Source organism: Candidatus Thermokryptus mobilis (assembly GCF_900070205.1).
Taxonomy (GTDB): Bacteria; Bacteroidota; Ignavibacteria; order Kryptoniales; family Kryptoniaceae; genus Kryptonium; species Kryptonium mobile.
In genome coordinates, this window is sequence record NZ_FAOO01000030.1 from 1 (window position 1) to 11,375 (window position 11,375).

Genomic DNA, 11,375 nt, shown 5'->3' on the forward strand with positions numbered 1-11,375 from the left:
ATTCCTTGCTTTATGGACCACCACTTGTTGACCCTAACACGGGACAAAACCAGAAAGTTGGTGAAGTTCAGCCTATCACTGTCGGTCGTTTCCGCCGAATCTTACGGCGCGTCGTTGAGACCCGCCAGAGTGGAATTTTCGTCAGCCAACGGGCAAAAGGCATCAAAAGCATCAGCGAGGAAATCGCCAAAATCCGAGGTGGCGAGGTCATAGTCGTGGACATCGCCAAGCTAACTGACGATGAGCAAACATTGGTCTTCGGCGATATCCTGCGGACAATCTATTCACTTTACGCCGAGGAAGGAAGCGAGCGTGAGGATTTGCCCGAAAAGGTCATCATCTTCGTGGACGAGTTGAATAAGTATGCTCCACCGCGAGAGAAGGAATCGCCAATCATTGAGCAAGTTCTGGATATCGCAGAACGAGGGCGTTCTCTCGGTGTGGTCTTGTTCGGTGCCGAGCAATTCATGAGCGCCGTCCACGAAAGGGTCGCTGGAAACTGCTCCACCACCGTCATCGGGCGAAGTGGCTCGGCAGAATTAGCAGCAGTCCATTACCGCTTCCTTGACCCCGCCGTGAAAGCAAATATCACGCGCTTGGAGAAAGGTGAACTTGTCTTAAGTCATGCCATCTTCCGACAGCCAATTAAAATAGTGTTCCCGAAGCCAGCATATTTACAGGAAGGGCAATAGTAAATCACTCAAACCTCTTCGCCTTCTCCCAAAGCTCATCCATCTCAGAAAGATTTGATGAATAAACATCTTTACCGCGAGCCCTGAGCTCGCTTTCTATATATTGAAAACGCCTGATGAACTTGTCAATCGCCTTGTTAAGTGCACTTTCTGGATTCACTTTCAAAAACCTTGAATAATTCACGATCGCAAAAAGCAAATCACCAATTTCTTCCTCAATTTTTTCGGACCTTCCCTCAGAAATAACTTTTTTCAACTCGGAAATCTCTTCCTCAACTTTCTTCCAAACATCCTCAACATTTTTCCAATCAAATCCGACATTTGACGCTTTCTCTTGAACTCTATATGCTTTTATCAGCGCTGGCAATCCCTTCGGTATCCCCGAAATCACCGAGTTTCTATTATTTTCAACTTGCTTCAATTTCTCCCAATTATGCTTAACTTCCTTTGCCGATTCAACCCTTAAATTCCCAAAGACATGGGGATGCCTATAAATCAACTTCTCTTTTATCCCCTCAATTACATCATCCAGGTTAAACTTGCCTTCTTCTTCAGCCATTACCGAATGCATCACGATATGCAAAAGCAAATCACCGAGTTCCCTTTTCAACTCTTCAAAATCATCATTGTCTATAGCTTCAACAGTTTCGTATGCCTCTTCAATTAAATTGTGTCTGATTGATTTATGCGTCTGTTCTCTATCCCAAGGGCATTCTTTACGAAGCTTTTTCACAACCTCAACAAAGCTGGAAAACAACTCATTGTTTTTGTTCATTCTGTTCGTTCTCCTGATTTTTCTTTTCGTTTGTCTTCCCATTCATAGCATTATACTTATCATACGCCTCAATTATATCCTTTACTAGCCGGTGTCTCACAACATCATTTTTATCAAGATAAACAAAGGCAATCCCCTCAATCCCTTTTAAAATGTCCTGTATCTCAACAAGCCCTGACACCGTCCTTGAAGGTAAATCTATCTGCGTTATATCCCCGGTTATAATCGCCTTTGAATTCACACCAAGTCGCGTTAAAAACATCTTCATTTGTAAACTCGTCGCATTTTGAGCCTCATCAAGAATGACGAAAGCATTGCTTAATGTCCTACCGCGCATATAGGCAAGCGGAATTATTTCAATTATCCTTTTATCAAAATACGCCTTCAGTTTATCAGACGGCAACATATCGTCAAGAGCGTCGTAAAGTGGTCTAAGGTATGGGTCTATTTTCTCCCTTAAATCGCCTGGCAAAAATCCAAGATTTTCTCCAGCTTCAACAGCCGGTCTGCAAAGCACGATTTTACTAACCTCATTATTTTTCAAACTCGCCACAGCCATCGCAACCGCAAGATACGTCTTCCCTGTGCCAGCAGGACCTATAACGAAAACTATGTCGTTTTTTCTAACCTGACGAACATATTCCATCTGCCCGGGAGTTTTCGCCTTTATAGCGCCATTTTTTGTGAAAAGTATAATTGAATCAAGGTCATCAACATGTCTTTTTCTTCTGTGACTTGTGTTGTCCTCACTGTCAAGCTTAACAAGGTCAATCACTATGTTAACATCGTTTTCCGTTAAATGCCCGTTCCTGTTCAAAATAAAAATAAGCTCCTTAAAAACACGCTCAACTTTTTCAACCTCATCCTTTTCCCCTCTCAAAATCAGATTATCCCCCCTGACGATTATCCCCGCATCAAATTTCTTTTCAATTATGTGAAGATTGACATCGTTATAGCCAAGAAGTGCAAGCGTATTGACGCCTGAAAGCTTCAGTTTCCTTTCTACCATAACTTTCGTTATCTCGTCTCCTCCTGATTTTTGTTTTAGTTTTTCTAAAAAACTTAAACTAAAAAATCCCCAAATAGTTCCAACTTAAAAACAAAAACCCCTGGATGCCGTCACAAGAAACAGCTCCAGGGGTAGATATCAACAAAAATGACCTCACTTTACATACCACCAGCTGCTTTTTCAGCTTTTTTGCGATAGTAAGAATTAGCTGCTCTCCTCTCCTCCTTTGAAAGTTCCGCCTTCGGCGGAATTTTCAAAACCCAGCCCGGGTAAATCAAATCTGGGTCTTTTATCTTGTCCCTGTTCGCAATCCAAATCTTTGGCCACAAGAAAGGATTATCGTAAATTGTCGGCTTTTTAGCTATATTCCAAAGACAATCACGATCCTTCTTCCAGGTCCCAACCGTATAAGTTGTCTCTTTCACAATCGCCTCCGCCACAACTACCTGACCCTCTTTCGTCTTCACAAGTGCTTTAACAGTATTGATCAAATTATTCACTTGTGATTCAAAACCCATCACCTTGTCATAAAACTCTGAAAGCGCAACTCTTTTATCTGATTTCAAAGCTTGATAATCATTATACAAATTTTCAACCTCAGCCCTTCTCTCATAAAGTTCCTCATTTGAAAGTCGCGAAAGCTCATTTAACCTTCTCTCAAAATCGGCAACTTTTTGCCTGTATTCGTTTACTCCCTCTGGGGTCGTCCCAACAAGAGCGTAAATATCATCCTGAACCTGCTTTATTTGAGCATCCTTATCAGCCAGCTGTTTCTTCAAAGCGTCAATCTCACTATTTAATGCGTCAAGCCTCCCTCTCAACTCATCTCTTTTTGCTGTCCAAGAAGCCATCTCCCTCTGCCAGTCCTCATATTTCATCTTGACTTCCTGAGCAAAAATTGATGAGACAAAAATCAAAAACGAAAAAATTAAAATTAAATTTCTTTTCATCTCTCGCTCCATTTTTATTTGACTAAAACTTACTTCAGCTGTTGGAGACGCTGTTGGACTTTTTCCTTCTCAGATTGCAACTCTTTCAGCTTCTGATCCCTCTGTGATATCTCATTTTGTAAAGACGCTTTCTCCTGTTCCTTTGCCTTGATCTCTTTTTCAAGCTGTTCAACCTCAGCCTTCAAATTGTTAAGTTGCTGAATCTCCTCTTGCTTTGCATATTTAGTACAACCGACAAATAAAATAACAAACGAAAACAGCAAAAACAATGAAATTATTTTCCTCGGCATTTAACCTTCTCCAATTTTTTTTAATTCAAGTGAAATATAACAAAAAATAACTTATTTGTCAAGTGCAAAACATCAGAAATCTAATACTACTCCTCCTCTATAACCCAATACTCAACGAGACCATCGGGTAAATCAGATATAAACCTTGACGGTTTTGTCAAGACAAAGCCACTGCGTGAATCATATATCCCAACCGGATAACAAATGAAAAGATGTTCCTTCGCCCTTGTGCAAGCAACATACATCAAACGTCTTTCCTCTTCCATCTCATCATCGTTCCTGGCTGAATGTGAAGACGGAAAAATACCATCAAGAGCGTGAATTATGAAAACAGTGTTCCACTCAAGCCCCTTCGCCGAATGAATTGTTGAAAGGACAAGATACTCATCGTCAGTGCCAGGAGGAACAATCTCAGCAATGCTCTCATTCGGTGGCTCAATAGCAAGGTCCGTCAAAAACTCCTCAAGCGAATCATACCTTGAAGCTATATTCTCAAATATCTCAAGGTCCTTCCTCCTGCGCTCATAATCATCATACTTTTCCCTCATTATAGGTTCATAATAACGCAAAATTATTTCTGTTTTCTCAGAAACAGAAACATCATCGGGATAAATCGTGTAAAGAAGTTTGAAAAGTTGAGCGACACTTTCTGGATAACCCTTGAACTCAAGCCAAAATTTATGGTTCGTCTTTATATTTAACTTTCCTGAGGTTATATCCTCAATAACTTTCTGAGCTGTCCTCGGACCAACACCATCAAGTAAAAGCAAAATCCTATGCCAAGAAATTACATCGTTCGGATTAAGTATGACCCTTAGATGTGCAACTATGTCCTTGATATGGGCAGTTTCAATAAACTTAAACCCCCCAAACTTAACAAATGGTATATTCGCCTTTGCAAGTTCAATTTCAAGATCAAAGGAAAGATAGCTTGCCCTAAAAAGCACAGCGATTTGATTTAACGGTATCCCTTCCTCTCTAAGTTCAAGGACTTTTTGAACCACGAATTTTGATTGATGGTTCTCGCTCGGTGCTATAACTATTACTGGCAACTCGCCACCTGGTTTCCTCGTGTAGAGAACCTTCGTATATTTTTCCCTCGCCCTGTCAATTATCTCATTGGCAAGATTTAAAATCGGCTGCGTGCTTCTGTAATTTTCCTCAAGTTTTATAATTTTCGTCCCCGGAAAATCTTTCGGGAAATCCATTATGTTCCTGAAATTAGCCCCACGAAAAGCATAAATACTCTGCGAATCATCCCCAACAGCCATCACATTCCCGTGCTCCATCCCAAGCAACCTAACTATATCCGCCTGAAGTTTGTTCGTGTCCTGATATTCATCAATCATGATATACTTGTATTGATTTGCGAGTTTCTTCCTCACATCGCCAAATTCCTCAAGCAAACGCTTCAAGTTAAGCAAAAGGTCATCATAATCCATCAAGTTATGTCTGGCTTTGTAAGTGTTGTAAATCCTAAACAGCTTAACTATGTCATCAACTTGCTCGTAGTAATGCGGAAATTCGTTCAAGACGATTTCTTCAATAGGAGTTTCAGTGTTTATACTTTTGCTGTAAATCTCGTATAGTGTTTGCTTTCTTGGAAACCTAACCTTTGCCCTATCATAACCCTCCTGCGTCCTCAACAAATTTATCACATCTTCCGCATCACCTTGATCAAGGATCGTGAAAGAATTATCATACTTTAAAAGTTGAGCGTATTTTCTCAATGTCAAATTCGCAAAGGAATGAAACGTTCCACCCGAGACCCTATCGCACCTGGCATCAAGAAGGATTGAAGCCCTGCTTAACATCTCCTGCGCTGCTTTCCTCGTGAATGTCAAAAGAAGTATTGACTCCGGATTGACACCTATCTCAACAAGTCGCGCAACCCTGTATGTTATAGTTCTCGTCTTCCCAGTTCCAGCCCCAGCTATCACAAGCACAGGACCGTCAAGTGTCATAACCGCCTCATATTGAGCCGGGTTTAACTCATCTTGATATCTTATCTTTGACGGCTTTACGCTGTGCTCCTCAAAAATCTCCCGCTTCAATATGTATCTTTTCTTCTCCATTTGAGCCGAGTTTAAATTTTAAGGGACGATTTCATACTTAATCCCCTGCCTTAAAGTCAAAAGCTCAAAAACCCTTGGGAGTTCCAAGAGCTCATATTTACCAGAGATAAGCTCATTTAACCTCTCTGAATTACCGCTTAAAAAATCATAAGCCATCCTCACATCTTTTGATGTGAAATGGAAAACTCCCCTCAAAACGATTTGATCATAATGTATTTTTGTTGCATCAAAACCTACCTTCGTTCCAGCTGGCAAACCGCCGAATAACAAAACCAAGCCACCCTTTGACACAATTTCAAGGGACTCCTCCCAAACATCTGCCCTCCCTGTGCATTCAATCACCAAATTTGGTCCAATCCCATTAGTTATCTCCCTTGCCCAAACACGCAGATCAACCTCATTTGTATTGATGATGTGATCAGCGCCAAACTTGACACCAAGCTCAAGCCGTTGAGCATGCCTTCCAGCAAGTATTAAATTAACATTGAAAAATTTTTTTACCGCAAGAACAAACATCAATCCAATCGGACCATCCCCAATGACAAGAACATTGTCACCCTCCTTTGCATTTAAATTTCTTATCCCATTCATAACGCAAGACAATGGCTCAAGAAAAGCCGACTGAGTAAAAGAAAGATGCTTCGGTTTTAAAAACATATTCCTCTGAACAATTCGGGCTGGAACCTTGGCAAACTCAGAATAAGCACCTAAGAAAATGCTATCAAATAAATTGACACAAAGATTTTCATCACCACGCCTACAATAATAACATTGACCACATGATGCTGAATTTACAAACATAACCTCATCGCCCTCTTTAAAATTTTTCACCCCCGAGCCCGCTCTATAAATCACGCCAGAACATTCGTGACCGAAAAGCATCGGAAAATTAAATTTCGGATGACCGCGAAGATACATCTTCAAATCAGTCCCACATGTGAGAGCGGATTTGACCTGAACAATAACCTCACCATTTGATGGCTCGGGTATTTGACTTTCCTTTATCTCTATTTTCCCTATGTCCGTAAGAAAAGCTGCCAACATTTTTTAAATCGCCTTTTTTACCAAAAGAAGTGATGGTCTATACCTTTCACTTAAAAATTCATCCATAGCAAGATTAAGAAAACTAACCAAATTTCTCAAACCTATTTGACTTGCAAGTTCAAAAGGTCCTGCAGGGAAACGGACAAGGCGAAATGCCAAATTTATATCATCTTCACTCGCAAGACCCTCCATTAAGGCATTATATGCTTCATTTATAATCATAGAAAAAGTCAAGGCAACAACTATTTTCTGCTCGTTGCTCAAACTATCGCTTTGAACTCTCAATTTTGAGCAAATCCTATCCGCAAGGTTTAAAAATTTCTTACCAAATTTATAACTAATCTTTCCTCTCTTCAAAAACTCCCGAACCTTCTTCCCTCCTCCGATATATTCATAAAATCCACCGTTCGTCTTACGCCCCAAGAAACCAGCATCAACAAGCTGCGCCTGAAAATAAACGGGTCTAAACCTCTCCTCATAATTAAACCTCTCATAAATTGAACGAGAAACAATGTAATTCACATCAACACCAACATAATCAATCACCTCAAAAGGTCCCATCTCAAGCCCAAAAAATTTAAAAGCAGAGTCAATTTCCTCAATCCCAGCAAGACCAATTTCATATGCTCTCAACGGCTCAAGATAAAAATGCCTTGATATTCTATTCACAATGAAACCAGGTGAATCCTTCACGACTATTGGAGTATGCCCGATCCCCTTTAAAAAATTAACGACATTCTCAATGACTTCCTCAGATGTATGCTGAGCTCTGACAACTTCAACAAGTTTAAGAACATACGGCGGATTGAAAAAATGTGTCCCTATGACACGATAAGGATTTTCAGTAGCTGAAGCGATTTTCGTAACCGATAATGAAGATGTGTTAGTCGCAAGTATAGTTGAATGAGGACACCTATCGTCAAGCTCCTTAAAAATCTTTCTTTTAACATCAATGTCCTCAACCACCGCCTCAAAGACAATGTCAGCGGTTATAAAATGCTTTAACTTTGTCGTCGGGTGAATTCTCGTTAATACATTCTGCAATTGTTCCTTTTTGATCGTCCCAACTTCAACTCCTTTTTGCAGATGTCTTTTTATGTTTTCAAGCGCAACCTGAAGCGTATCGTTTGATATATCAAAAAGTATAACATCATAACCTGTCTGAGCCATAACTTGAGCTATTCCACTGCCCATGCGTCCAGCTCCGACTACGCCAACTGTGTTCATTTTATTCTCTCTTTTGTTTTTAAATGAAACTTTCATCAGAAACCCTATATCTTCTTATCGCCTGAATCGTCCCATTTTCAAACTCATCCTTCAAACTGTTAACTTTTATCTTTATCTTCGCAAACCTAATCTGCGCTTGCTCCGACCCCTCAAACTTAACATTAATCTCAACCATGAAATCACCAATGCGCGTTTCAATTTTCTCCGTTTTCTTCCCCGACTTTATAAAACCCTTTTTCATCACCATACCCCAGGCTGTCAAAAGCGCATCCTCAAGCGACTTAACAACATCAATTCTTGATAACCTCACTTCAATCGTCGCTTTATCAACATCGGAATAACCAGTTGATTTAATGTGAATCTCCTCCGTTGAATCCCTCTTAACCGAGACCTTATAAAAAATCTCTATCTTACCGGGATAATAATTTCTGCTGTCAAAGCTTTTCCTTTTCTTTACCTTCGGAGCGATCTCAACCGCCTTTTCAATCCCCTCGCGAGCAAATCTTAACGCTTCTTTAACTCCACAATTGACCTCAAAACTTGAAAATAAGAACAGAAAAATCACAAGATATTTAATCCACAATTGACGCTTCATATTCTTCCTTAAATTTCTTAACGGCATTGAAAATTATTCGCGCTAATTCCCATTGTTTCGTCTCGCTTCGCAGATACCGTTCGTCATACGGATTTGAAAGATAAGCCATCTCAATAAGAACGCTAGGCATTGAAGCTCCCACAAGGACATAAAAACCAGCTTGACTTACGCCATTGACTTTGACACCAAGTCTATTGCGCGCTTCCTCGTTTAAAATCTCAGCAAATCGCTCACTCTTTTTTACATAAACATTGTGAGCCATCGCTGTCAAAATATAACTTTCATCAGTCAAATTTTTATACCTCTCCTCATAATTCTCCTCAAGCTTTATCACAGCATTTTCCCTTTCCGCAATCCTTATGGCTTCCTCTGTCTTGCCTGGGCGTAGGATATAAACTTCAAAACCAGAAGCACTGTGCGGTTTATAAGGCATTGAATTACAATGCAAACTTATAAATAACTTCCCGCCGTTTTCATTGGCTATTTGACCACGCCTGTAAAGCTCAACAAACTCATCACTTTCTCTTGTCATCACAACTTTAACACCAAGCTTTTCAATCAACGTTTTCAACTTTTTCGCAACCGATAGAGTTATATCTTTCTCTTGCGTCCCATACACACCGATGGCGCCGGGGTCCTTCCCACCATGACCTGGGTCTATCACAACCACATCAAGAAGAAATTTTTTCTTAACATCCTCAAGCCGTGAGTTCAACTCATCAACATAAAGTGCTATAAGAATATCATCACTGCCTCCCCCAGATATCACTTCATAATGTTTTACCTTTGGCACAAGCTTTAACGATATCTGAACCGATTGAGCATGGTGTATAATTTCAACTTGACTTACAAGCTTTGACGAAGCCAACTTCTTTATTTGAGAAATATCAACCCTTACCCTTGGAATTGTAATGTAAAGCCAATTGTTCCGCCCGAGCCAAACTTCATAATCTTTAATTTTTCTCCAGGTGAAAAACCTCAAAAGATAACCATTGCTTCGTTTATCAAGCTTAGCATCATAAATATCAAAATCAGGTTTTGTCAATTTAACTTCCGACCCCTTCAACCTCACCGAGATCAAATTGTTTCTCTCATCAAATTCAAACTCACCCCGAAAATAACGAGCAAAAATCATAGAAAAATACTTAACAGGAACAAAAATTTTCCCTGCGCCAGAGATTACATCAAGCGGAAGCTGAAAAACCTTAACTTCACCCTGAGAAGATACAACTATAAACGGGTTTTCAGAAACAAGTTTAAAATTATATCCCGAGATATTAAAAATCATCCAAAGGTCAACGCTATCAAGAAGATAATCAACCCTTAAAACTTCAAGCAAATCCGGAAGCGATATATAAAGTGCCCTCGCTTCACGAAAAGCAGGAATAAGCTTAACCTCGTCGTTTATCTTGACTTTGAAGGTATCAGCATTTAAAATCCTAAAAATAAACAAAGTCAAAACGATGTATTTTAACCTGCCCTTCAATTTAAAACTCAACTTTTTTCTTTCCGGCGTCAACTTCTTTTATAAACCTTATAAGCCCATTAAAATATGTCTCCTGGTCATCATACATACACATATGACTTCCATTTGGACAAAAGAGAAAACTCCCGTTTTGAACCTGCGTTGCCATCCATCTCATATGCTCTGGGTCCATCGTGTCATATCTTGCGCCAATGACAAGAGTTGGAACTTTAATCTTTCCAAGTTCCTTTGATCTATCCCATTTTTCAAGCCGACCTGAAATTCCAAACTCGCTCGGACCTTGCATCAAAACATAAATTTTTTCATTCGTATGAGAAAAAGCCCTATTAACAGGGTCTGGCCACTGCTCAAGAGGAATCCTCAAAACATGCTTGACATAGTAATATTTCAAGAGTAAATCCATATACTTTGGATTTTTGTAATCGCCCTTCGCTTCAAACTCACGAATCTGCTTCAAAACATCCTCAGGTATATCTTTTGACAAAACTTCCTCTGCATATCTATCATACTCTGGGCAACTTGACATCATATTTGAAATTATCAAAGCTTTAAGATTGTCCTGATACTTGAGCGCATACTCCATAGCAAGTATCCCACCCCACGAATGTCCAAGCAGATAAAAATTATCTTTGTTCAACCCAAGCGCCTTTCTTACCTGTTCAACCTCCTCAACAAATCTTTCCGTCGTCCAAAGTGAACTGTCATCCGGTTGGTCGGAATACCAAGAGCCAAGCTGATCATAGTAAATAAACTCTATCCCCTCTTTCGGGAAGAAACTCTCAACGCATTCCCAATACTCATGCGTTGATCCCGGACCACCGTGCAAAAGCAAGACCTTTATCCTCGGGTTATTCCCAAACCTTTTCGTCCAAACTTTAAAGATACCCTTTGGAGTTTCAATCGGGATCAATTTGATGCCACCTGTCTTAACACCTTCCTCACCATAGTTGAAATATTCCCTCAATGATGGAATTTTTTCACGCTGTGAACAAGAGAGCAAAAAAATCAAAAATAGCAAAATCAACACAGATGATCTCATAGCAAACTCCTTATGCTTTTTAAATAATTTACCAAATATCAAATCAACTATCAAGTTGGATAAATCCCCATCCCCTTTTCAAAATAAAAAAGGCGGGCTTAAAAGCCCGCCCGTTTATATTTACTTCAAAAGAAGCATTTTCTTTGTCTTTTCAAAGTTTCCAAACTTGAGTGTATAAAGATATGTCCCGCTC

11 protein-coding genes are annotated in these 11,375 nt (G+C 39.9%); 1 reads left to right on the forward strand and 10 read right to left on the reverse strand.

The window, feature by feature from the left end; genetic code table 11:
• The coding region (locus FKZ43_RS11110; RefSeq protein WP_140945965.1) for an ATP-binding protein at nucleotides 1-692 on the forward strand (692 nt) is incomplete at its 5' end.
• A gap of 4 nt (nucleotides 693-696) precedes the next feature.
• Here FKZ43_RS11110 and mazG read toward each other — a convergent pair.
• The 10 genes from mazG to FKZ43_RS11160 all read right to left on the reverse strand — a co-directional run bounded on the left by mazG (nucleotide 697) and on the right by FKZ43_RS11160 (nucleotide 11,182).
• On the reverse strand, nucleotides 697-1,467 hold the full coding sequence (gene mazG, locus FKZ43_RS11115; RefSeq protein WP_140945966.1) for a nucleoside triphosphate pyrophosphohydrolase: 771 nt from the start codon (nucleotides 1,465-1,467) through the stop codon (nucleotides 697-699).
• On the reverse strand, nucleotides 1,451-2,476 hold the full coding sequence (locus FKZ43_RS11120) for a PhoH family protein (protein WP_140945967.1): 1,026 nt from the start codon (nucleotides 2,474-2,476) through the stop codon (nucleotides 1,451-1,453). The genes mazG and FKZ43_RS11120 overlap by 17 nt, the downstream gene beginning before the upstream one ends.
• A gap of 158 nt (nucleotides 2,477-2,634) precedes the next feature.
• Nucleotides 2,635-3,426, reverse strand: coding sequence for a LysM peptidoglycan-binding domain-containing protein (locus tag FKZ43_RS11125; RefSeq protein ID WP_140945968.1), 792 nt, complete (start codon nucleotides 3,424-3,426; stop codon nucleotides 2,635-2,637).
• Between the two features lie 29 nt (nucleotides 3,427-3,455).
• Complete coding sequence (locus FKZ43_RS11130) at nucleotides 3,456-3,716, reverse strand: hypothetical protein (RefSeq protein ID WP_140945969.1); 261 nt, start codon at nucleotides 3,714-3,716, stop codon at nucleotides 3,456-3,458.
• A gap of 86 nt (nucleotides 3,717-3,802) precedes the next feature.
• Nucleotides 3,803-5,791 (reverse strand): ATP-dependent helicase, encoded by a 1,989-nt coding sequence (locus FKZ43_RS11135; protein ID WP_140945970.1) that lies wholly within the window; start codon nucleotides 5,789-5,791, stop codon nucleotides 3,803-3,805.
• A gap of 18 nt (nucleotides 5,792-5,809) precedes the next feature.
• Nucleotides 5,810-6,835, reverse strand: coding sequence for a zinc-dependent alcohol dehydrogenase (locus FKZ43_RS11140; protein WP_140945971.1), 1,026 nt, complete (start codon nucleotides 6,833-6,835; stop codon nucleotides 5,810-5,812).
• A gap of 3 nt (nucleotides 6,836-6,838) precedes the next feature.
• A complete protein-coding gene (locus FKZ43_RS11145; RefSeq protein ID WP_181180361.1) occupies nucleotides 6,839-8,062 on the reverse strand; it encodes a 3-hydroxyacyl-CoA dehydrogenase in 1,224 nt (407 codons plus the stop codon).
• A 19-nt stretch (nucleotides 8,063-8,081) separates the two neighbouring features.
• The gene (locus FKZ43_RS11150) at nucleotides 8,082-8,657 is read right to left on the reverse strand and encodes a hypothetical protein (protein WP_140945973.1); all 576 of its coding nucleotides are present in this window, start codon (nucleotides 8,655-8,657) and stop codon (nucleotides 8,082-8,084) included.
• Complete coding sequence (locus tag FKZ43_RS11155) at nucleotides 8,635-10,143, reverse strand: N-acetylmuramoyl-L-alanine amidase family protein (protein WP_140945974.1); 1,509 nt, start codon at nucleotides 10,141-10,143, stop codon at nucleotides 8,635-8,637. The genes FKZ43_RS11150 and FKZ43_RS11155 overlap by 23 nt, the downstream gene beginning before the upstream one ends.
• A 1-nt stretch (nucleotide 10,144) precedes the next feature.
• Nucleotides 10,145-11,182, reverse strand: coding sequence for a proline iminopeptidase-family hydrolase (locus FKZ43_RS11160; RefSeq protein ID WP_140945975.1), 1,038 nt, complete (start codon nucleotides 11,180-11,182; stop codon nucleotides 10,145-10,147).
• Nucleotides 11,183-11,375 lie beyond the last annotated feature (193 nt).

Coding starts and splice junctions, on each gene's coding strand:
- FKZ43_RS11140 (WP_140945971.1), bottom strand. CDS start 6,835: ATGTTGGCAGCTTTTCTTACGGACATAGGGAAAATAGAGATAAAGGAA.
- FKZ43_RS11130 (WP_140945969.1), bottom strand. CDS start 3,716: ATGCCGAGGAAAATAATTTCATTGTTTTTGCTGTTTTCGTTTGTTATT.
- FKZ43_RS11135 (WP_140945970.1), bottom strand. CDS start 5,791: ATGGAGAAGAAAAGATACATATTGAAGCGGGAGATTTTTGAGGAGCAC.
- FKZ43_RS11120 (WP_140945967.1), bottom strand. CDS start 2,476: ATGGTAGAAAGGAAACTGAAGCTTTCAGGCGTCAATACGCTTGCACTT.
- FKZ43_RS11160 (WP_140945975.1), bottom strand. CDS start 11,182: ATGAGATCATCTGTGTTGATTTTGCTATTTTTGATTTTTTTGCTCTCT.
- FKZ43_RS11145 (WP_181180361.1), bottom strand. CDS start 8,062: ATGAACACAGTTGGCGTAGTCGGAGCTGGACGCATGGGCAGTGGAATA.
- FKZ43_RS11150 (WP_140945973.1), bottom strand. CDS start 8,657: ATGAAGCGTCAATTGTGGATTAAATATCTTGTGATTTTTCTGTTCTTA.
- FKZ43_RS11125 (WP_140945968.1), bottom strand. CDS start 3,426: ATGAAAAGAAATTTAATTTTAATTTTTTCGTTTTTGATTTTTGTCTCA.
- mazG (WP_140945966.1), bottom strand. CDS start 1,467: ATGAACAAAAACAATGAGTTGTTTTCCAGCTTTGTTGAGGTTGTGAAA.